This window comes from Corallococcus praedator, from assembly GCF_003612125.1.
Lineage (GTDB): Bacteria > Myxococcota > Myxococcia > Myxococcales > Myxococcaceae > Corallococcus > Corallococcus praedator.
This window is the reverse complement of sequence record NZ_RAWI01000139.1, coordinates 1-21,058: the sequence shown is the minus strand read 5'-3', so window position 1 is coordinate 21,058 and position 21,058 is coordinate 1. Positions and strand designations below refer to the sequence as shown.

Here is a 21,058-nt window from a genome sequence, read left to right as displayed (position 1 = left end):
GTGCCGGAAGAACGCCGCCGCGCCCGCGACCGCGAGCAGGAACACCACCAGCAACACACGGGTCGAAGCGGAGAGCATCAGTAGGGACGGGGCCGGGGATAGTGTTCAGGAAAGCGCGCGACGTACCACTCGCGCAGCCGGGGCAGGTGCGTGAGCGACACGTGCGGATGCAGGTGATGCACCACGTGCAATCCCACATGGCGCGGCGCCAATCCCAACCGCCCCAGCCACCCGAGCCCATGGTCGCGCGTGCACGCGAACACGTCCCCCAGCGAGCGACCGTGCGCGGGCGTGGCGGTGTGCTCCGCGAGCAACCGGTGCGCGTTGAACCCCGAAGCCACCAGCAGCGGCAGCCCGTACCCCCACGCCACCTGGGAGGGCCATCGCAGCGCCAGCGCCAGCACGCCCAGGTGGAAGAGCACCTGACCGACTTCCGCGCGAGCACACGCGAGCACCTCCGCGTCATCCGTCAGCACGCGTCCGGAGCGGTCCTGCAGGAACACCCGGGCGTACGGCGTGCGCAGCGCGGGGATGGCCCAGGCACAAAGACCCACCGGTCCGCGCAGCACCCATCCGGGAATCACGCCCAGCAGCAGCAGCCACCGCCACGCCGTGCGCAAGGGACCGCCGTCCGGAGGCTTGCGGTAGGGGTCCGTCGGCAGGCCCGCGTCCCGGTGGTGGCGCAGGTGGTGGTAGTGCATGGCCTCCAGCGTGGACGCCACCGGGTAGCCCGCCAGCACGGTCAGCGGACACAGTCTCCACTCCGGTGTTCGCGTGGGCAGGTGGACCGCGTCATGAAGCAGCACACCCAGCGCGTGCAGCCGTCCCGCGACGACGAGCACCGCCAGCGGCGCGAGCACGGGAGCCCACGCCATGACGAACCACCCGAGCGCCATCCCGGCCCACTCCACGGCGGCCAGGCGCAGCAGCCCGGACGGGGTGGCGGGCACGAGCAGGGCGCGGGGCACCGCCGCGCGGCGAGGGAGGGGAGGCGGCGTGCGGGACATCGTCAGGGGCTACGACTCCACGCATGGGCGTCGGATGCAAGCCTCGTGGGGATTGGACTCCTGGAGGCGGGCGCGGCACGCTCCGCGCGTGTCCCGGGACGGTCAATCATGAGTGTGGATGTGGCGATGACGCCGGGCCCTGTGGCCACGCGTGTGGAATGGGGCGGCTGGGTCTTCCCCCGGTGGAATGACCCCCGGCTGCCCTTCGCGGCGCTGCTCACGCTCTACGGCGTGCTGGGCTTCACCTTCTTCGGCTTCAACCGCAGCCCCGGGCAGATGGCCTTCCTGGTCGTCTCCGGCACGCTGCTGGACGCGGCGCTCGGCTGGGTGCTGAAGCGCCAGAAGGTGGTGCCGCTCTCCGCGTACATCTCCTGCTGTTCGCTGGCGCTGCTGCTCAACTACTCGCACGCGAGCACGCTGTTGTGGCTGCCGGTGTGGCTGGCCATCGGCTCCAAGTACCTGCTGACCTTCCAGGGGCGGCACGTCTTCAACCCGTCGATGTTCGCGGTGGCGGTGTCGCTGCTCGTCACGCGGGAGCTCATCACCGCCGCGCCCGCCTACCAGTGGGCCAATGGCGAGGTGGCGCTGTCGGCCTTCATCGTGATGGCGGCGCTGGTGCTGTTCTTCTTCCGCGTGGGCCGGGGCTGGCTGGTGGTGAGCTTCCTCACCTTCTACGCGCTCCAGACGGCGCTCCGTGCCTTCATCCTGCGCCACCACCTGCCGCCGGAGGTGCTGTTCCTGGGCACGCTGGGTGCGCCCTCGTTCTTCATCTTCGTCTTCTACATGCTCACCGACCCGGCCACGTCGCCGGGGACGCCCAGGGCCCAGGTGTTGCTCGCGCTGGCCATCACGTGCGTGGACCTGGTGCTGCACCTGAAGGAGAGCGTCTACACGTTCTTCTACGCGGCGCTCACCGTGGCCACCACGCGCTTCGTGTTCATGCACGCCCGGGCCGCCTGGCGCGCCGGAGGCCGCGAGTCCCTGCGCCGGCTCCTGTCCCCGGACGTGCTCCGGCGCGTGGGCGTGGTGGGAGGACTGGGCGCGGTGCTGGCCATGGGGCACGCGGTGATGGCCGCGCCCTGTGCGCGCTCGGCGCCGCTGACGTTCCACCTGGACTCGCAGGACGTCGCGAAGGCGGGCCTGTCCTCCTCGATGGGACACACGCTGGAGGAGTTGGATCCGCGCGTGGCCCACGTGGCCAAGTGGCTGGTTGCCGTAGGCGACGCGGTGGCCACCGGGGACTTCGACGGCGACGGCCGTCTGGACCTGTTCCTCACGCACCCGCTGGGCACGTCGGAGCACCACGCGGGGCTCTACCGCAACCTGGGCGACCTGCGCTTCGAACGCGTCGTGGTGCCGGCGCTGGAGCGCTTCGCCACCCGCTACAAGGCAGAGGGCCTGGCGGGCGGCGGGACGTTCGTGGACTGGGACGGGGATGGAGACCTGGACCTCGCGGTGGCGGTGGCCTTCGGGCCGGTGCGCCTGCTGCGCAACACGCTGAAGGAGACGGGCACGGCGGGCTTCGAGGACGCGACGGAGGCCGCGGGTGTGACGGACCACGCGGTGAGCCTGGGGCTTACGTTCCTGGACTACGACCGGGACGGGCACCTGGACCTGCTGGTGCTCAACGCGATGACGACGCACCTGCCGGACTACCCGACGCCCACGCCGCTCAACCTCTTCCAGCTCCCCGCGCCCGAGTCCGCGGGCGACCGGCGGATGCTGCGCTTCATGCACGACGGCTGGCACGACGCGAACAACGGCGGGAAGAACGCGCTCTACCGGGGCCGGGGCGACGGCACGTTCCAGAAGCAGGACGTGGACGCGCTGGGCCTGTCGCAGACGCACTGGTCGCTCGCGGTGAGCACGGTGGACCTGAACCGCGACGGGTGGACGGACCTCTACGTGGCCAACGACTTCGGGCCGGACGACGTCTACCTCAACGAGGGCGGGCGGCACTTCCGCCACCTCGTGGGCCACCGCTTCGGGGAGATTGGCCGCGACACGTACAAGGGCATGAACGCGAGCGTGGCGGACTTCGATCGCAACGGCTGGTTGGACGTGTACGTGTCCAACGTGCACCACGCGCTCCAGGCGGAGGGCAGCCTGCTGTGGATGGTGGGTCCGGGTGAGGACGCCTTCGTGCCGTCGTTCAAGGACGAGGCCACCTTCCGGGGCGCGCTCAACGAGCGGCGCTTCGGCTGGGGCGCGGCGGCGGGCGACCTGGACGCGGACGGGTGGCCGGACCTGGTGCAGGCCAACGGCATGGTGGACGCGCGCCTGGACGCGCCGAAGTGGCGCATCCCGGACGGGCAGCGCAACGACTACTGGTACGTGAACCACAAGCTGATGCAGTCGGGTCCGGAGGTGCACACGTACGCGGACAAGTGGGGCGACATCCGGGGCCGCGTGCTCTATCCGAACGAGGCGCGGCGCGTGTACCTCAACCTGGGCGACGCGCGACCGGGGCACTTCGTGGACGTGGCGCGGGAGGTGGGCATCGACGCGCCGGACAACTCGCGCGGCGTGCTGATGGCGGACCTGGACGATGACGGGGACCTGGACGTGCTCGTCACCAACCAGCACGCGCCGGTGTCGCTGTATCGCAACACGCTGCGCACGAGCACCACTGAGTCGAAGCCGGACGCGCACTTCGTGGGACTGGTGCTCGTGGGCGACGGTCAGCGCACGCACCGGAGCGCGGTGGGGACGCGCGTGGTCGTCTCCTACGAGGAGAACGGCCAGCGCGTGGAGCAGGTGCGCGAGGTGGGGCTCATGGGTGGCTTCTCCGCATCGGCGGATCCGCGTCTGCACTTCGGCCTGGGCCGTCACGCGGGGCCGGTGAAGGCGACCGTCCACTGGTATGGCGCGGAGCCGCAGGAGGTGACGCTGGAGGCGGACCGCTACCAGGAGGTGCGCCAGCCGCCTGCTCCCACGGCGCGACGGGGAGGACGCTGAAGCGATGCTCTCCGCGATGAAGGGCACCACCGTGCGGCGCGAAGCCCTCTCCGCCGACACCCGGGCGCGGATGCTGGCGTTGATGCAGTGCTGCTACGTGGGCGTGAGCGCGGAGCGCTTCCAGGAGGACCTGGACGCGAAGCAGTACGTGTTCCTGCTGCACGCGCGGCGCACGGGAGAGTTGGTGGGGTTCAGCACGGTGCGCCTCGCGGAGGAGGACGGGGCGGAGGTGCTGTACTCGGGCGACACGGTCATCCACCCGGACTGGTGGGGCCACAAGACGTTGCAGGTGGTGTTCGGCCGGCTGCTGCTCGCGCGCAAGCTGCGCAGGCCGTGGCGGCCGTTGTACTGGCTGCTGCTGTCGGGCGGATACAAGACGTACCTGCTGGCGGTGAACTACTTCCCGCGCACGCACCCCAGGCGGGACTGGACGCCGCCGTCCGGGCGGTCGGAGTTCCTGCATGCGCTGGCGACGCGGTGGTTCGGCGCGCAGTACGACGCGGCACGCGGCACGCTGCGGTTCGATGGGGCGCACTACCGCGTGAGGGATGGGGTGTCGCCCATCGACCGGGACGCGGCGGGGCATCCGCACATCGCCTACTTCGCGGAGCGCAACCCGGGACATGGCGACGGCGAGGAGCTGGTGTGCCTGGTGGAGATCCGTGGCTGGGACCTGACGCGGGCGCTGGCGCGCAGCGTGTGGGGACAGCTTCGCCGGTGGGCCCGCCGGGAGCGCGATGCGTCGCGGATCCGCGTGGGGACGTGAGGTGCTGACCTCGCGCCGGATGCTGACCGCGACCCTCGCGGCGCTGACGCCGTCCGCGCTGCGCTTCCGTCACGCGCTTCGGGAGCCTGAAGCGGCACAGGCGGAGTGCCTCGCGCGGGTGCTCCAGGCAGCGGAAGGCACGGCCCAGGCAGGCCGGGTGGTGCACTTCGGACGCGTGCGGACCGCGCGGGAGTTCCAGGACGCGGTGCCGGTGTCCACGCCGGATGCGATGACGGCGGACATCGAGCGCATCGCTCGGGGAGAGGCCCGCGTCCTCACGCGCGAACCCGTGTTGCGCTTCGAGTTGTCGGGCGGCTCCTCGGGAGCCTCCAAGCCGGTGCCGGTGACACGCGGCCTGTTGGGAGAGTTCCAGCGCGCGCTCGCGCCCATGCTTCACGAAGTGCTCCTGCGCCGTCCCGCCGTGCGCGCGGGCCCCAGCTACTGGTCCATCTCCCCGCTGGGCCGCAAGCAGCACCGGACCCAGGGCGGCATCCCGGTGGGCTCCGCCGAGGACAGCGCGTGGTTCCCGCGTCCGTTGCAGCCGCTGCTCTCCCGCGTCTTCGCGGTGCCGGGGGCGGTGGGGCAGGCCCCGCATGTGGAGCCGTGCCGCTACGTGACGCTGTGGTTCCTGGTGCGGTGCGCGGACCTGTCCCTGGTGAGCGTGTGGAATCCCAGCTTCCTCACGCTGCTGATGGACGCGCTGGAGCGGCACGGGGAGCGGCTGGCGGAAGACCTGGAGCGCGGCACGCTGCGGCCTCCCGAACACGACGCGGACGGCGTGCGCCTGCCGGACACGGACCGTGCACCGGCCTGGGACGCCCTGGTGCGAGGACTCCAGGGGACGCGAGACCCGGCACGGGCCCAGGTGCTGCGTGCGGCCCTGCGCGACGGCGGCGCGTCCGGGCGAACGCTGTGGCCCGGGCTCGCGCTGTTGAGCATGTGGACGGACGCGCAGGCCGCGCACGCGGTGGCCCCCGCGTGTCGGCGCTTCGAAGGTGTGGAGGTGCAGGGCAAGGGCCTGCTCGCCACGGAAGGGGTCATCACCCTCCCGCTCTTTGATGCCCCCGCGCCGGTGCTCGCGGTGCGCAGCCACTTCCACGAGTTCGTGGATCCAACGCGTCCGGACACGCGCCCCCTCCTGGCGCACGAGCTGACGGTGGGCCGCACCTATGCGGTGCTGCTCTCCACGTCCGGCGGACTGCTGCGCTACCGACTGGGCGACCTCGTTCGCGTGGAGGGCTTCGTGCACGCGACCCCCTGCCTGCGCTTCCTGGGCCGAGCGGACGCGGTGACGGACCTGGTGGGCGAGAAGCTCTCCGCCGCGCGGGTGGGCACGGTGCTGGACGCCTGTCTGTCCACACCCCGTCCCGCCTTCGCGATGCTCGCGCCGGAGTGGGGGACGCCGCCCGCCTATCGCCTCTTCCTGGAGACGGACCTGTCCTCCGAACGCCTGGACTCCATCGCGGCGGACGTGGAGCGCGCGCTGTGCGAAGGCCACCACTACCGCTATGCGCGCGAGCTTGGACAGCTCGGGCCGGTGCGCGCGGTGCGCGTGGTGCACGCAACCCGTCGCTACGAGGCGCGGTGCATCGCGCTCGGGCAACGCGCGGGGGACATCAAGCCCGTGGACCTGCACCGTCAACCGGGCTGGTCCGAGTGGTTCTCTGGAACGACGACATGATCCGGAAGGAAGTCATCCGATGAGACACCCCCACGACCGTTCCCAGGTGCCCACGGTGGACCTGGAGGCGGAGGCGAACCTCGCCCGCTGCGGGGCGCTGAAGGACTTCTGGTACGTGGCGTGTCTGTCCACGGAGCTGCCCGCGAACAAGCCGCTGGCGCGCACCGTGTTCGGCACGGGGCTCGTCCTCTTCCGCGGGCCCGACGGCGTGCCCACCGCGCTGCGCGACCGCTGCCTGCACCGCAACGCGCGCCTGTCGAAGGGCGACGTGTTCGACGGACGCCTGGGCTGCCCGTACCACGGCTGGGTGTACGACGCGTCTGGCGCGGTGGTGGAGATTCCGGCGCTGGGGCCTCCGCAGCGGGGAGAGAAGCTGGACGCGGACGCCTGCGCGCACGAGGGCTTGAAGCCCGCGCCGTGCGACCTGGGGCGGCTCGCGCGCTTTCCCACGCGGGAGCAGGACGGGCTCGTCTACGTCTACCTGGGCGCGGACGTGACGCGCGCGCGTGCGGAACCCTTCCGCGTGCCCTACTGGGGCGAGCGCGGCTGGACCGTCTACTTCATGGTGACGCGCTTCGCGAACGGCGTGACGAACCTGGTGGAGAACTTCATGGACGTGCCGCACACGTCCTTCGTGCACCGGGGCTGGTTCCGCAACCCCACGCGCAAGCGCGTCCCCTCCACGGTGAAGCGTCACGCGGGCCGCGTGCGGATGACCTACCTCCAGGAGGAGGACGCGCTCACGGGCCTGGGCCGCCTGTTCAACCCGCGCGGCCTGCCGCTGGTGCACACGGATGAGTTCATCGTGCCCAACGTCACCCGCGTGGACTACCAGTGGGGTGACAGCGGCTTCGCCATCAACTCGCAGTGCACGCCCATCGAGCCCACGGACACGCTCGTGTACACGGCCATCAGCTACCGGCTGCCGGTGGACCTGCCGGGCGCGTGGGTGGGCCGCGCGCTGACACCCTTCGTGCGCTGGTACACGCGGCAGGTCATCCAGCAGGACGTCGTCATCATGGAGACGCAGCGCCAGGGCCTCACGGATGGACCCGGTGGTGGCGTGTACTCCGGCACGGAGGCGGACCTGCACCACGCGGACGTGGAGGCCTACCGCCGGTGGCTGCGTGAAGGCGCCCACGGCCCCGGTCCCGAGGACGCGGAGCGCGACGTGGTGTTCTGGGTGTAGCGCCCGCCTACGAACGCCGGCCGGTGCGCGGATCCACGTGGAACTCGCCGTCCTCGGGGGTGGACGACGGGAGGGTCGCGAGGTTGTACCCGCAGAAGAAGGTCGCCACGAAGAAGGCGATCCGCAGCGCAAGCGGTGGGGGCTGGAGGCTGAAGTGCGTCTGGAGCCACGCCAGGGTCTCCGGCGCGTTGGAGGCATGGCACGCCGCCGCCACGCCCAGGAACACGCCGATGGTCAGGCCGTTGAAGAAGACGTTGGCGGGAGAGGTCACCACCCCGGAGAGGCGGCTCCCCATCCGTCCGAGGACCTGGGGGAACACGAACTTCTTGAAGAGCGAGCCGCTGATCAGCCCCAGGGCCAGCGGCCCCACGATCTCGAACACCGCCCTGACCGCTTCAATCTGCTCAAGCCTGCCCATGGCGTCCGAAGATGCCCGAGCAGGTCCAGCAGAGCAACCCATGCAAGGAGCGGACGGCTCACCCCATGCGCCGCAGGCCCGGCAGGTCCTCCGGGCGCAGCACCCAGCGCGGCGACTCCGGCGGCGACGTGCGCGTCCCCACCTGCACCGCGGGGAAGCCTTCCACCAGCGCGTAGTCCGGGAACACCGCGCGGGCCTTCACCAGACTGCCGGCGCTCACGTGGCAGCCTTTGCCCAGGTGGCTGCCCTCGCAGAGGATGGCGCCGGGCTCCACCACCGTGCCCGCGCCCAACTGGCACGCGTGCAGCACGCAGCCCGGTCCCACCACCACGCCCTCCTCCAACACCAGCATGGTGTCCGGCAGGAGGTGCAGCACCGTGTTCTCAAGAATCTGCACCCGCGCCCCGATGCGGACCGGGCCGTTCAAATCGCCGGTGATCTTCACGCCCGCGCCGATGATGGCGCCCGCGCCGATGACGACGTCGCCGGAGATCTCCGCGGAGGAGAAGAGGGTGGCGGTGGGGTGGACGAAGGGGTGACGGTCGCGGAAGGCGTAGAGCTGGCCCATGGGGGCATCCTCGGCGCGGTCCCGCGCGGAAAAGGAGGTCAAAGGGGGCGCGGTGAGGGAGAGGTCTCCGCCCCGGCGCTGCTGCATGCGGGCCACGTCCTCGGCGGAGAGCACCCGCAGCACCTGGCCGGGCCGGCCGAACACCACCGACCCGTCCGGCACGCTCATGCCCGGAGGCAGCACCGAGCCCTCGCCCACCACGCAGCGGTCTCCCACCGTCACGCCGGGCATCAGGATGGCGCTGTCGCCAATGTCACACAGCGCTCCCACCTTCGCGCCGATGACGAGCGAGCGGGGCCCCAGCACGCTCTTCTCTCCCAGGAAGGCAGGGCGCTCGGGCGTGCCCACCATCACGGCGTCCTCGCGCAGGGTGGAGGAGGCACCCATGGTCACCGAGCCCCCCACCGAGCGCACGACGGCGCCCCGGGAAATCACGGCTCCTGGCCCGACCTGGATCGTGCCCAACAGGCGCGCGGACGAGGCCAGCGTGAAATGGGGTCCCACCACGGTGGGCAGGGGGGAAGCGGTCGCTGTCGAAGGACTCATCAGGAGGCTGCAAGCTACACCTCGCCCCTCTCATCGGGTGTCACCCCCAGGCGCGACACCGCCGTCCTGAAGCCGACGCTCGCCCCCTGGACGGACAGGGGTGGGTGCGGCACCTCCAGACGTCAGGGGGCGGAAGTCGTGAGCGTCCTGGTGGGCGCCACTCCTCCACCGCGTTCCTGTAGGAAGGCCTCACGCATGAGACCCGCACCCCTGGAAGAGACGTCCCCGTCGGAGGCGCGTGACGTCGTCGCCGGCCCCGAGTCCCCGCCGGCGAAGGGCCTGTGGACGCTGGTGAAGGAGGCGCTGCACGGCACGGAGATGGACCTGACGCGCCTGCCCCTGCGGCGCGCCATCTTCCTGCTGGCAGTGCCCATGGTGCTGGAGATGTTGATGGAGTCGGTGTTCGCCGTGGTGGACGTCGCCTTCGTCGGCAGGCTCGGCGCGGAGGCGGTCGCCACGGTGGGCCTCACCGAGTCCATCCTCACCATCATCTACGCGGCCGGCATGGGCTTGAGCATCGGCGCCACGGCGATGGTGGCGCGGCGCATTGGCGAGAAGGACTCGGAGCGGGCGGCGCGGACGGCGGTGCAGGCGATTGGCCTGGGCGTGATGCTCTCCACGGTGCTGGCCATCGCGGGCATCGTCTTCGCGCGGCCGCTGCTGACGGCGCTGGGAGGTTCGCCCTGGGTGCTGGAGCACGGCGTGGGCTACACGCGCGTGATGATGGGCGGCGTGGTGAGCATCCTCCTGCTCTTCCTCATCAACGCCATCTTCCGGGGCGCGGGCGACGCGGCCATCGCGATGCGCACGCTGGCGCTGGCCAACGGCCTCAACATCCTGCTCGCCCCGTGTCTCATCTTCGGCCTGGGCCCGTTTCCGGAGATGGGCGTGGTGGGCGCGGCGTGGGCCACCACGATTGCCCGCAGCGCGGGCGTGCTCTACCAGCTCTTCCGGCTGGCGCAGGCGAACGGGCGACTCCAGGTGCGGCGGGAGCACGTGTCGCTGGAGCCCGGGACGATGCTGGCGATGGTGCGCCTGTCGGGCGCGGGCATGGTGCAGGCGCTGGTGACCACGTCCAGCTGGGTGGTGCTGGTGCGCATCGTGTCGTCGTTCGGCAGCACGGCGCTCGCGGGCTACACCATCGCGATCCGCATCGTCCTGTTCGCGCTGCTGCCCGCGTGGGGCCTGGGCAACGCGGCGTCCACGCTCCTGGGCCAGAGCATGGGCGCGGGCGACGTGGCGCGGGGTGAGCGGGCGGTGTGGATGGCGGGCCGCTACAACCTCATCGTGCTGAGCACCATCGGCGTGGTGTTCTTCGTCTTCGCGACACCGCTCATGGGGGTGTTCACGACGGACGCGGCGGTGGTGGAAACGGGCGCCACGGCCTTGCGCATCTTCTCCTTGAGCTTCGTCTCCTGCGCGTACGGCATGGTGCTCACCTCCGCGTTCAACGGCGCGGGGGACACGACGACGCCCACGCTCATCGACCTGTGCTGCCTCTGGGCGCTGGAGCTGCCGCTGGCCTGGGTGCTGGCGCATCCGTTCGGCCTGGGCGCGGTGGGCGCGTACATCGCGGTGCCGGTGGCCTTCGCGGCGATGTCCGTGTCCGGCATCGTGCTGTTCCGCCGGGGGCGCTGGAAGACGCGCGTCGTCTAGCTCTGGAGCCCCCTCAAGGCAGACAGATTTCGAAGCCGGTGCGTCCCCGGGCGAAGGTCGTCGGGGGACGCGAGGCGGGCGTGACGGCGTAGAGGTGGAAGTCCAGCCGGCGCTGGAGGAAGCCCTTCAGCGCGGGCGCCAGCGCGTCCTCGGAGTCCTGCTGCAGGGTGAAGAAGTGGAAGCCCTGGCCGTGGAACGCGGCGTACACGGCGTCGAGCAGCGCGCGGAAGACCGCCGGGTCTTCACCGGGGACGCAGGTGTTGCAAAGGTAGAAGTAGCGGAAGTCCCCACCGGGAGGCGGCAGGCGGGGCGCGCCCGTCACGGTGGCGAGCGCGTTGAAGCCCCGGCGCACCCACTTCATGCCGCCCCGGTACGCCATCACGCGGTAGCGCTTCACCGCGTCGGGGTTCCACGCGGAGGTGCAGCCGACGAGGCGCCCGTCCGCGTCGAACGCCAGGAACGCGTCCTCCACGCGCAGGCCCGGCCAGTGGGCGAAGCGATGCTCCAGCTCGCCCGTGTCGTAGCGGTAGCCGAAGGGGCGCGCGCGGTGGTCGGCGTCCAGGAGCGCGGCCATGGCGGGCACGTCCGCGGCGGTGGCGCGGCGCACGGTGAAGCGGCTGGGGCGCGGGCGGCGGTTGAGGACGAACTGGATGGAGATGGCGGAGAAGGCGCGCAGCAGGTGGTAGTGCGGCTGGGCCTCGCGCGTGGCGTTGCGGCGCACGAGGGCGTGGAGCGCGGCGGCGTTGGAGGCCATGACGGCGGTGAGGAAGACGTCCACGCCCTGGCGCCGGGTGGCCTCCTCCAGCACGGGCCCATAGAAGCGGGCGAGTCCCCGGGCCCGGCGCGCGGAGAAGCGGGTGCGCAGGTCGCCCAGGTAGCCCACGCGGCACGGCCTGCCGTCCAGCCACCCGTCGCGCACGTGGATGGCGCCCATGGCATCCAGGCGGGAGGCGTCACCGTGGGCCCAGATTTCGGCCTCGCCGCGCTGCATGGCGAAGAGGGCGAAGTAGTCCGGCGCGCGCTGGGTGCTGAGCACCAGGTCGCCCGTCATGGGCACGTCGCCGAACAAATCCAACAGCGCGGCGTTGTCGTCCGGGGTGGCGCGTCGCAGGGGGCTCATGGGGTGTGCGCGGCAGCGTATGCGACACGACGCCGGACTTCCGCCCCCGCGTGCCCTGCGCCAGACTGCGGGGCACACGCTCGAGGGCTCAGGAGGAGTGCCATGGGGTTGTTGGGCTGGATCATCTTCGGCTTCTTCGCGGGCCTCATCGCCCGGGCCGTGCTGCCGGGAAACCAGCGCCTGGGCTGCATCGGCACCACGCTCTTGGGCGTGGCGGGCGCGTTCGTGGGCGGCTTCCTGACCTCCGTGTGGCGCGGCACCGACTGGCGCGACCCGGAGCCCACCGGCTTCCTGGGCGCCATCCTGGGCGCCGTCGTCCTGCTGCTGGTGTCCCAGGCCGCCTTCGGACGCAAGCCGTAGGGGGTGCCTTCCAGGGCGCCGCGCATGGCCTGTTTCCGGGAATCCCCGCCCGTCCCGCCGGTTGTAGGCCGGGCGGCCGGTTGTCCTACCTGCCAGGACACCCATCCGGGGAAAGCACGGTTCCCAAGAGGATGGCGGGCATTTTCTGTAGTAGACCGCGCCCCGGGCATGCAGCGGGCGGTCGGCTGCCGCTGAGCCAAAGGAAAGGCGACGACATCATGAAGAAGACGATGCTGATTGCGACCCTGCTGAGCCTGACGGCCTGCCAGGGTCAGGGCGGCGCGCAGGGCGACAAGCCCGGCGCCACGGGCTCCACCACGGCGGCCACCGCCGGCGCTCCCCAGACCGAGGAGCAGAAGACGTTCTACGCGCTGGGCCTGTCCATCGGCCGCAGCATCAGCGTGTTCGACATGACCCCGCAGGAGCTGGAGTTCGTGAAGGCCGGCCTGGGCGCGCAGGTGTCCGGTCAGAAGACGGACGTGGACCTGGAGACCTACGGTCCCAAGCTCCAGGAGCTCGCCCGCGAGCGTTCGGTCCGCAAGGCCACGCAGGAGAAGGAGAAGTCGGTCAAGTTCCTGGAGGAGAAGGCCAAGGAGCCCGGCGCGCAGAAGACCGAGTCCGGTCTCATCTACAAGGAGACCCAGGCGGGCACCGGCGCCCAGCCCGTCGCCTCCGACATCGTGAAGGTGCACTACAAGGGCACCCTCTCCGACGGCAAGGAGTTCGACAGCTCCTTCAAGCGCGGTGAGCCCACCCAGTTCCCGCTCCAGGGCGTCATCAAGTGCTGGACCGAGGGCCTCCAGAAGATGAAGGTCGGCGGCAAGGCGCAGCTCACCTGCCCCTCCGACATCGCGTACGGCGACCGCGGCGCGCCCCCGAACATCCCCGGCGGTGCCGCCCTGGTGTTCGACGTGGAGCTCATCGAGATCGTGAAGCCCCCCGAGGCGCCTCCCGGTGGCATGCCCGGCATGCCCGGTATGCCCGGCGGCATGGGTGGCCCGCCCCCGGCCGGCAAGCCCGGCGCGAAGCCGACGCCTCCTCCCGCGCCGACGAAGTAATCACCGCCGCACCCATCGCTCCCGCGCGAGCGGAGCGGTGAGACGAGGGCCGGACGTGGGGGACACTCCCTCGCGCCGGCCCTCTTCGCGTTCCCGGACGACACCGCGCGGCCCAACGCACTGGCGCCTCCGTCCCCGTCGCGTTACGCCCGGGCCCGAGCACGCAACGGGTCCCAGGCGAAGAGCGCCGGGCCTTGAAAGGACGCGACAACGATGAAGCCGGACATGAAGAGGCTCACGTGGGTGTTGGCGGCGGCGCTGATGCTGGGCGCCTGCGCGACGGGCAAGCCGGCGGAGGTGGACCGCACGCCCTCCGCCACGGGCGCCGTCTCCGAGGAGGAGTTCAAGGCCATGCACACCCTGCGCACGGACGCCGCGCCCGCGCGCAAGGGCGTGGAGGTGGAGCTGCCCGGCGGCGCGAAGGGCTACCTGAGCCTGCCGCAGAACGCGAAGGGCCCGCTGCCCGGCATCATCGTCATCCACGAGTGGTGGGGCCTCAACGAGCACGTGCAGCACTGGACGGACCGCCTGGCCGCGGAGGGCTACGCGGCGCTCGCGGTGGACCTGTACGGCGGCAAGGTGGCGGCCAACCCCGACGAGGCGCTCGCGCTGGTGAAGGCGGTGGACGCTGAACAGGCGACGAAGACGCTGCTGGCCGCGCACGCGTTCCTCAAGAGCGACCCGCGCATCCAGGCCCCGCGCACGGGCAGCATCGGCTGGTGCTTCGGCGGTGGCTGGTCGCTGCGCACCGCCATGGCCGTGCCGGAGCTGAGCGCGGCGGTCCTCTACTACGGCCACCCGGTGACGGATCCGCAGCAGCTCTCCAGCATCAAGGCCCAGGTGCTGGGCATCTTCGGGACGAAGGACAAGTCCATCCCGCAGGAGACGGTGCGCGCCTTCGAGAAGGCGCTGGACGAAGCGGGCGTGAGAAGCCGCATCCTGGAGTACGACGCGGACCACGCCTTCGCCAACCCGTCCGGTGGGAAGTACGACGAACGCTCCGCCGCGGCGGCCTGGGCGGAGACGTCCGCGTTCCTCGCGCGCACACTCAAGCGCTGAGGGCGCGCGCAGACCCGGCCCGCGTCAGTACGGACGCTGGCCGACGTAGTTGCCCGGCGGCGCGTAGTTGCACACCCAGAAGTCCCACGTGGGGAAGCTCCCGCCGAAGGGCGAGTTGGTCGTGCAGCGCTTGTAGGCGCAACCCAGCCGGGTGGTGTTGCGCCACACCACCTGCGTGTAGTGGCCGCACACCTTCCCCGACGCGCAGGCGTTCTTCGCGTAGTCGTAGTCGCTCTTCTCGTCGTCCCAGCCCTTCACGACCGCCTTCGTCGTGAGGTTGTCCGGCGAGGAGGCGGCGAGGTTCTCCCCGGCGTTGCCCCGGCCCTGGTTGTGTTCGAACTTGCAGTTGTCCGCCCACTTCCGCGCGGTCTCCTCCACGGTGGCGTCCCAGACGAGCGGCGCCAGCGCGGGGGCCGGCGTCGGCTGCGCGGCGGCCCGGGCCGCGTTGTGGGCCTCCAGCATGTCCGTGGCGAACGCCGTGGGCCCCACGGGCCCACCGTCGGACGTCGTGCCCGCGTCGCCGGAGGTGCCGGCGTCACCGCCGAGGCCCCCGTCCGAGGTGGGATCCGTCGTGTCCCCGTCAGGAATGCAGGCGAGCAGGAGCAACGGTGTGAGCAGACCGACGGCGGAGAGGGAACGCAGGGAAGGGAGGCGGCGCATGGGCTGGATTATCCGCGTGCGGGTGGGTGTACGGGCAAGCGGACAGGGGAGGGCCGCCAGGGTGGGGTGGGATGGCACGCTGTGCTAGGGTGCGATGTTCGGTCAGGAGACGCGACATGAGCCACGACGAATCCCGCGCGCGCAAGGTCCAGACAGCCCTGGAGGGGAACGATGAGTTCAGCACCTTTTCCATCGACCCCGACCTCAAGAAGCTGAAGATGAAGCTGGACCTCCAGGCGGAGGCGCAGCAGCAGCAGTCCGGCCGCCCGGAGACCGCGCCCAAGTCGGGCATGTTCATGCGGCTGTTCCACAAGGTGTTCCGGGGCTGAGCGTCCCATCCGGGTGTCCTCCGGCGGAGGCCTGCCCCGACGGAGGGTGATGATGGTGAAGGAGTCCTACCGCGCGCAGTGGGATCGCTCGCGGGCGTATCTGGAGACGGGCGACCTGGGGCTGGCCCTGCAGGAGCTGCGCGACGGGCTGACGCTGGCCCCGGACGACGTGGTCCTCTGGGAAGAGGTCTTCAACCTGTCGCTGCTGGGGGGCCTGACGCAGAACGCCCTGGCCGCCGCGGTGCGGCTGCGCGAACTGGCGCCGGAGAACACCGACTTCATCGGCCTGCACGCCATGGCCGCGCTGCTCGCCGGCAAGCTGACGGAGGCCGTGCCCCTCTTCGAGGAGGTGCTCCGCCGGGACCCCGGTTCGGTGGAAACGCGCCGGCAGCTCGCGCGGGCGCTGGACGTCGCGGGCCAGCGTGGCCGGGTGCGCACGCTGCTGGAGGAGGCCGTGGCGCTCGCGCCCACGGAGACGGGCGCCCCCAACGACCTGGCCGTGCACTACCTGGAGCATGTCCCCCAGGAAGGCCCCGCGCTCGCCGTGCGCGTGCTCGGTCCGGTGCTGGAAGCGCACCCGGCGGATCCGCCCACGCACTTCAACCTGGCGCTGGCCCTGCGCCTCAGTGACCCCGCGCGGGCCCGGTATCACGTCCAGAAGGTCCTCAAGGGCGACGACAAGGACCTGCGCGCGCAGGCGCAGCAGCTCCTGACGATGATCCCGGCCTGAGCCTTCCGGGGCCGGGTGTCAGGGCCCCCCGGTGGCCCCCGTCACGGGGGCCATGGATTTCCAGAGACAGACCCTGAAGACGCGCTGTGCCGTGACCTCCCTGTGCTGGAGCGGCGAAGCGCTCGTGGACCCGGTGGGTGGCGGCGTGCGCTACCACCTGGACGGCACCTGCTTCGACCCGCACGTGAACTTCGCCTACCGCTTCGACCGCGCGGTGGTGTCCCCGGACGGGCGCTACAGCGTGCTGTACGAATCGCTGGGCACGACGGGGCTGCTGCTGGAGGGCACCCGGGTGATGCGCCAGCTCCAGCGCGACTTCTACCAGGCGAACGTCTTCGACTACCCCGTCGCCCTGCACACGTTCCCCAGTGGCCGCACGCTCCTGGCCCACTGTCCGGACTCCTACTGCGTGCTGGAGCTGGAGGACGTGGCGACGGGCGAGCGCCTCACGAAGCGCACGAATGACGCGGTGGACTTCTTCCACTCGCGGCTCCAGTTCAGCCCGGACGGGCGCTACCTGTCGAGCGCGGGGTGGATCTGGCACCCGGTGGACGCGGTGTCGGTGTTCGATGTGTCCCGGGCGCTGGAGGACCCCACGTCGCTGGAGAAGGGCAACCTCCTGGCCGACACGGAGGAAGGGGGCCTGTTCTTCATGTCCGCGGCCTTCGGTGCGCGAGACACGCTCGTCTTCGTCCGCGTGGACGAATCCACCAGGGACGGCGACACCTTCCACCTGGGCACGTACTCGCTCGCGGAGCGCAAGGTGCTGTCGGAGGTGCCCCTGGAGGAGCCCGCCGGCCCGTTGATGGTCGTGGACGCGGCGCACGTGGTGGACTTCTTCAAGCATCCGAAGCGGGTGGAGCGCGCCACCGGCCGCGTCGTGCAGCGCTGGGAGGACCTGGACACGGGCCTGGCGCTGGGCAGCATCCGCCACCACGTGCCCGCCCCTCCGCCGTTCGCGATGGACCCCGCGAACCGCCGCTTCGCGGTGGGCACGAAGGACGGCATCGAGGTCATCACGCTCGCGGCCCGGTAGGGCGTCAGTAGGGCTTCTGGCCCACCCAGTTGCCCGGCGGCGCGTAGTTGCACACCCAGAGCTGCCACGTGCCCACGTCCTTGCCGAAGGGCGAGTTCTTCGTGCACAGCCGCGTCGCGCAGCCCACCGCCTTCGTGTTGCGCCACACCACCTGCGTGTAGTGGCCGCACATCTTCCCCGGCTTGCAGGTGCCGCGCGCGAAGTCGTAGTCGGCGGACTCGTCCGCCCAGCTCTTCACCACCTGCGCGGTGGTCCAGGTGTCGGGCGTCGCGGCGGCCAGGTTCTCCCCGAACGTGCCCCGGTCCGGGTTGTGCTCGAAGCGGCACTCCTTCACGTAGGACTCCGCCTTGCGCATGGCCTCGTCGGACCACGTGAGCGCCGGCAGCGCGGGCTTCGGCGTGGGACGCGAGGCCTGGGCCCGCGCCTGGTTGTGCGCGGCCACCATGTCGCGCTTCAGGTCGGCGGCGGACGGCACGGGCTTGCGCGTGCCATCCGACGGCGTCGGTGTCGGCGTGGCCGCGGGCAGCTTGCGCGCGGCGGCGGTGGCCGCGCCCTTCTTCGCGGAGGCAGGCGCGGGACGCGTGGGGTTCGCGGTGGAGACACAGCCGAGCAACGGGGCCAGCAACACCACGGCGAGCCCGCGACGAAGCACAGGAAGAGGCATGGGCGGAATCATCCCGCGCCGCGCCCCTCCGTGCAGGGAGAAGTGAACGGAGCAGGCAGCCCCCGGGGTGCCCGAGCGGGTGCCTGCTCGTCTCCGCTACCCGGCCAGTCCCGTCAGCGGCCCCGTGCCGTCACCGAAGGTGGTCACGGGCACGCCGAAGATGTTCAGCAGGGAGATGTAGAGGTTCGCCAGGGGCACGTCCTCGTACTGCACGTGCCGGCCCGGGGAGAGCGCTCCGCCCGCGCGCCCCGCGAGGAGGATGGGCAGGTTCGTGTGCTCGTGCATGTTGCCGTCGGCGACCTCGCTGGAGAAGTACACCGCGCTGTGGTCCAGCAGGGTGCCTTCCCCCTCCAGCACGCCCTTCATGCGCTGGAGGAGGTACGCGTACTGCTCCACCTCCCACTTGTCGATTTTCGCCAGCGCGTCGTAGTTGGCCTGGGCCTTCTGGTGGTGCGAGTACGCGTGGTGTTCGCCGGACAGGCCCAGGAACGAATACACGCGTTGGCTGCGCGCGTTGCCCAGCATGAAGGTGCACGTGCGGGTGAGGTCGCATTGGAACGCGAGCACGATGAGGTCCATCATCGCCTTCGTCTTCTCGCGGACGTCCAGCGTGTCCACGGGGGTCGCGACCGCGCCGCACGTCGGGCCCGCGCCCTCCATCGCGTTGACGCGCATCTCCAGCTCGCGCACGCCGGTGAAGTACTCGTCCAGCTTGCGCCGGTCGGTGGTGCCCAGCCGGCCCTCCAGCGCCTTCGCGTCGTCGCGCACGGCGTCGATGATGCTCAGGCCGTACGCACGCCGCTTCGCCAGCTCCGCCTGGGTGATGTTCGGGTCGAAGTCCGCGAACAGCCGCTCGAAGGCGGCGCGGGGACTCGTCTCCTTGGGCACCGGCGTGGAGGGCCCCGCCCAGGCGATGTTGTTCGCGTACGGGCACGCATAGCCGGAGTCGCAGTTGCCAATGCCCTTGCCCTGGTCGATGCCCAGCTCCAGCGACGGAAAGCGCGTGGCCTTGCCCACGGCCTTCGCCAGCACCTGGTCCATGGAGATGCCGGTGCGGATGTTGGAGCCCTCCGTCTTGAGGGCCTTCACGCAGCTCAGGAACGCGGACGTCGCGGCGGCGTGGTGGCCATCTCCGTCCGGCCTGCCCGGCAGGTTGTCCAGGCCGCTCAGCACCAGCACGTCATTCTTCACGGGCGCCAGGGACGCGAGCGTGGGCGTCAGGGACCAGTTCGCGCCCACGCCCCCGGGCGTCCACTTGGGCATGTGGATGCCACAGGGCGTGTAGAAGACCGCGAAGCGGCGCGGCGCCGGCACGGGGGCACCCCGGGCCACGCCGGGGCGCATGCCTTCCAGCAGGGGCAGCGCCATCAGCGCGCCCATGCCGCGCAACAGGGTCCGACGGGACAGGAGGGGCTGGCGGCTCATGGCGTGGGTCCTTCCGTGTCGCCACCCCGTTTCTGGAACGCGTCGCTGCGGACGATGGCGAGGATGTAGTCGGTGAGTCGGCCGCCCTGGGACTCGGCCTGCTGGGAGATGTCGCGCACGTTGCAGCGGTCCGACGCCTCCGCGCCCCGGCCGAGCGCGTAGGACAGCAGGTGCCGCGTCATGCACGCGGACAGGGCCGGGTCCTGCTTCACCACGGCGCGCATCTCCACCACGCCGTTGAACACCTTGCCCCCGGGCAGCTCCCCGCTGGGGTCCACCGTCGCGCCGCCCTCTTCCTTCACGCGCCAGCGGCCCACCGGATCGAAGTTCTCCAGGCCGAAGCCCAGCGGATCCATCAGCGTGTGGCACCCCGAGCACGTGGGGTCCACGCGGTGCTGTCGCATGCGCTCCTTGATGTTGAGCGTGGGGTCCACCGCCGGGGCCAGTCCGCCCGCGTTGGGAGGCGGAGGCGGCGGTCCCTTGCACAGCAGCTGCTCCAGCACCCACACGCCGCGCTTCACCGGCGAGGTGCGGTCCGCGTTGGCGGTGACGGTGAGCAGCGCCCCCTTGCCGAAGAGGCCCGAGCGCTCCGGGTGGCCCTCCAGCCCCACGCGCGTCATCGCGTCGGTGCCCGGAGGCGGCAGGCCGTAGTGCCTCGCCAGCCGGTCGTTCACGTAGGTGAAGGGCGCGTCCAGCAGGTCCTTGAGCCGGTGGTCGCCGGTGATGAACTCCTGGAACAGCAGCTTCGTCTCCTCCCGCATCGCCTCGCGCAGCGGTTCGTCGAAGCCGTAGCGCGCCTCCGGCTGGGAGAAGTCGAGCGCGCGCGTGTAGAGCCACTGGCCGGCGAAGTTGTCCACCAGCGCCCGGGCCTTGGGGTCCGCCAGCATGCGGCGCACCTGCGCCTCCAGCACCGCCGGGTCTCTCAGGCGGCCGCCCTCCGCCACCGTCAGCAGCGCTTCGTCCGGCATGCTGCTCCAGAGGAAGTAGGACAGGCGGCTGGCCAGCTCCACGTCGCTGATGGGGTGCGCTTCGGGGGACGCGCGCGTGGGCTCCAGCTCCACGCGGAAGAGGAAGTGTGGCGACACCAGCACCGAGCGCAGGGCCAGCTTCACCCCCACCTCCGGCGCGTCCCCCTGCTGCCGGGCCACCGCGACGAAGCCGACGAGCCGCTCCACCTCCTGCTCGGACACCGGCCTTCGCCAGGCGCGCCGCGCGAAGGTGCGCAAGATGTCGCGCGCGCACGGCTCCGGCGCGGCGGGGTCCAGCACGCAGGTGCTCAGCGTGCCCTTCGCCCAAGCGGTCTCCACCAACTTCTCCGCCGCGTGCGAATACTTCTCCATCAACAGCGGGGACATGCTGAGCACGTCCGCGTTGTTGTCGAAGCCGAAGCCGTGGTCATCCGGTGGGAAGTCGCGCGCGGGCGCGCGGGTGTCGCCCAGCAGGTCGCGCACGGTGTTGTCGTACTCGGCGCGGTTGAGGCGGTGCAGGGTGACGCGGCCCGGGTCGCGCGACTCGAACCGGCACAGGGTGTCCAGCGGATCCACCGGGTTGTTGCCCGGGTCCTCGTCCGGCCCCGGCAGCACCCGAGCCCGGGGCATGGAGGCATCGCAGCTGGCGAGCATCAACACCGCGAGCCCCATCCCCCGCCAGCACCGACTCCGCCTTCGACGACAGGCTGTCACGTCGCGTCCTCCTCCCCACGGATCCGTGGCGAACGCGCTTCAAGCAAAAGCCTCTCCAGTCCCTGCGTGGTGACGGGTGGACGCGGGCTCCATCCCCGGGGAGGGGATGGAGCCCGCGTCCACCCGTCACCACGCAGGGACTGGAG

General features: G+C 71.3%; 19 protein-coding genes. 11 read left to right on the top strand and 8 right to left on the bottom strand.

The window, feature by feature from the left end:
- Positions 1 to 77 precede the first annotated feature (77 nt).
- Positions 78 to 1,007 carry a fatty acid desaturase gene (locus D7Y13_RS19215; RefSeq protein WP_120585251.1) on the bottom strand — a complete coding sequence of 310 codons (930 nt, stop codon included), beginning with the start codon at positions 1,005 to 1,007 and terminating at the stop codon, positions 78 to 80.
- A gap of 108 nt (positions 1,008 to 1,115) precedes the next feature.
- On the opposite strand from D7Y13_RS19215, the gene D7Y13_RS19210 reads away from it, so the two are divergent.
- Genes D7Y13_RS19210 through D7Y13_RS19195 form a run of 4 tightly spaced genes read left to right on the top strand, consistent with a single transcriptional unit; the run spans position 1,116 to position 7,601 of the window.
- A complete protein-coding gene (locus D7Y13_RS19210) occupies positions 1,116 to 3,965 on the top strand; it encodes an FG-GAP-like repeat-containing protein (protein ID WP_244222356.1) in 2,850 nt (949 codons plus the stop codon).
- 4 nt (positions 3,966 to 3,969) lie between these two features.
- The gene (locus tag D7Y13_RS19205) at positions 3,970 to 4,731 is read left to right on the top strand and encodes a hypothetical protein (protein ID WP_120585249.1); all 762 of its coding nucleotides are present in this window, start codon (positions 3,970 to 3,972) and stop codon (positions 4,729 to 4,731) included.
- A 19-nt stretch (positions 4,732 to 4,750) separates the two neighbouring features.
- Positions 4,751 to 6,412, top strand: a complete 1,662-nt coding sequence (locus D7Y13_RS19200; protein WP_120533870.1) for a GH3 family acyl-acid amido synthetase — start codon at positions 4,751 to 4,753, stop codon at positions 6,410 to 6,412.
- 19 nt (positions 6,413 to 6,431) lie between these two features.
- Positions 6,432 to 7,601, top strand: a complete 1,170-nt coding sequence (locus D7Y13_RS19195) for a Rieske 2Fe-2S domain-containing protein (RefSeq protein WP_120585248.1) — start codon at positions 6,432 to 6,434, stop codon at positions 7,599 to 7,601.
- A 7-nt stretch (positions 7,602 to 7,608) separates the two neighbouring features.
- On the opposite strand, the gene D7Y13_RS19190 is transcribed toward D7Y13_RS19195, so the two are convergent.
- Together D7Y13_RS19190 and D7Y13_RS19185 are read right to left on the bottom strand one after the other, a co-directional pair.
- Complete coding sequence (locus D7Y13_RS19190; RefSeq protein ID WP_147444457.1) at positions 7,609 to 8,019, bottom strand: hypothetical protein; 411 nt, start codon at positions 8,017 to 8,019, stop codon at positions 7,609 to 7,611.
- A gap of 58 nt (positions 8,020 to 8,077) precedes the next feature.
- Positions 8,078 to 9,022, bottom strand: a complete 945-nt coding sequence (locus D7Y13_RS19185; RefSeq protein WP_233595848.1) for a gamma carbonic anhydrase family protein — start codon at positions 9,020 to 9,022, stop codon at positions 8,078 to 8,080.
- Between the two features lie 306 nt (positions 9,023 to 9,328).
- Here D7Y13_RS19185 and D7Y13_RS19180 point away from each other — a divergent pair, with 306 nt between their 5' ends.
- A complete protein-coding gene (locus D7Y13_RS19180; protein WP_120585246.1) occupies positions 9,329 to 10,789 on the top strand; it encodes an MATE family efflux transporter in 1,461 nt (486 codons plus the stop codon).
- Positions 10,790 to 10,802: 13 nt separating this feature from the next.
- On the opposite strand, the gene D7Y13_RS19175 is transcribed toward D7Y13_RS19180, so the two are convergent.
- Positions 10,803 to 11,909: a GNAT family N-acetyltransferase gene (locus D7Y13_RS19175; RefSeq protein WP_120585245.1), complete on the bottom strand. Its 1,107-nt coding sequence runs from the start codon at positions 11,907 to 11,909 to the stop codon at positions 10,803 to 10,805.
- Positions 11,910 to 12,011: 102 nt separating this feature from the next.
- Between D7Y13_RS19175 and D7Y13_RS19170 the strand changes: the two genes are divergently transcribed.
- The 3 genes from D7Y13_RS19170 to D7Y13_RS19160 all read left to right on the top strand — a co-directional run bounded on the left by D7Y13_RS19170 (position 12,012) and on the right by D7Y13_RS19160 (position 14,386).
- A complete protein-coding gene (locus D7Y13_RS19170) occupies positions 12,012 to 12,269 on the top strand; it encodes a GlsB/YeaQ/YmgE family stress response membrane protein (protein WP_120533858.1) in 258 nt (85 codons plus the stop codon).
- 218 nt (positions 12,270 to 12,487) lie between these two features.
- A complete protein-coding gene (locus D7Y13_RS19165; RefSeq protein ID WP_120533859.1) occupies positions 12,488 to 13,327 on the top strand; it encodes an FKBP-type peptidyl-prolyl cis-trans isomerase in 840 nt (279 codons plus the stop codon).
- A 225-nt stretch (positions 13,328 to 13,552) separates the two neighbouring features.
- Positions 13,553 to 14,386 (top strand): dienelactone hydrolase family protein, encoded by an 834-nt coding sequence (locus D7Y13_RS19160; RefSeq protein ID WP_120533871.1) that lies wholly within the window; start codon positions 13,553 to 13,555, stop codon positions 14,384 to 14,386.
- Positions 14,387 to 14,410: 24 nt separating this feature from the next.
- On the opposite strand, the gene D7Y13_RS19155 is transcribed toward D7Y13_RS19160, so the two are convergent.
- Positions 14,411 to 15,046, bottom strand: coding sequence for a CAP domain-containing protein (locus D7Y13_RS19155; protein ID WP_120533860.1), 636 nt, complete (start codon positions 15,044 to 15,046; stop codon positions 14,411 to 14,413).
- A 116-nt stretch (positions 15,047 to 15,162) separates the two neighbouring features.
- Between D7Y13_RS19155 and D7Y13_RS19150 the strand changes: the two genes are divergently transcribed.
- The 3 genes from D7Y13_RS19150 to D7Y13_RS19140 all read left to right on the top strand — a co-directional run bounded on the left by D7Y13_RS19150 (position 15,163) and on the right by D7Y13_RS19140 (position 17,141).
- Positions 15,163 to 15,375 (top strand): hypothetical protein, encoded by a 213-nt coding sequence (locus D7Y13_RS19150; RefSeq protein ID WP_120630741.1) that lies wholly within the window; start codon positions 15,163 to 15,165, stop codon positions 15,373 to 15,375.
- Positions 15,376 to 15,424: 49 nt separating this feature from the next.
- On the top strand, positions 15,425 to 16,105 hold the full coding sequence (locus D7Y13_RS19145) for a tetratricopeptide repeat protein (RefSeq protein ID WP_120533862.1): 681 nt from the start codon (positions 15,425 to 15,427) through the stop codon (positions 16,103 to 16,105).
- Positions 16,106 to 16,196: 91 nt separating this feature from the next.
- On the top strand, positions 16,197 to 17,141 hold the full coding sequence (locus D7Y13_RS19140; protein ID WP_233595653.1) for a hypothetical protein: 945 nt from the start codon (positions 16,197 to 16,199) through the stop codon (positions 17,139 to 17,141).
- Between the two features lie 4 nt (positions 17,142 to 17,145).
- Here D7Y13_RS19140 and D7Y13_RS19135 read toward each other — a convergent pair whose 3' ends face one another.
- The 3 genes from D7Y13_RS19135 to D7Y13_RS19125 form a co-directional block, all read right to left on the bottom strand.
- A complete protein-coding gene (locus D7Y13_RS19135) occupies positions 17,146 to 17,805 on the bottom strand; it encodes a CAP domain-containing protein (RefSeq protein WP_233595654.1) in 660 nt (219 codons plus the stop codon).
- 96 nt (positions 17,806 to 17,901) lie between these two features.
- Complete coding sequence (locus D7Y13_RS19130; RefSeq protein ID WP_120584231.1) at positions 17,902 to 19,230, bottom strand: DUF1552 domain-containing protein; 1,329 nt, start codon at positions 19,228 to 19,230, stop codon at positions 17,902 to 17,904.
- Entirely contained in the window at positions 19,227 to 20,870 is a 1,644-nt protein-coding gene (locus D7Y13_RS19125) for a DUF1592 domain-containing protein (RefSeq protein WP_120584232.1), read from the bottom strand. The genes D7Y13_RS19130 and D7Y13_RS19125 overlap by 4 nt, the downstream gene beginning before the upstream one ends.
- Positions 20,871 to 21,058 lie beyond the last annotated feature (188 nt).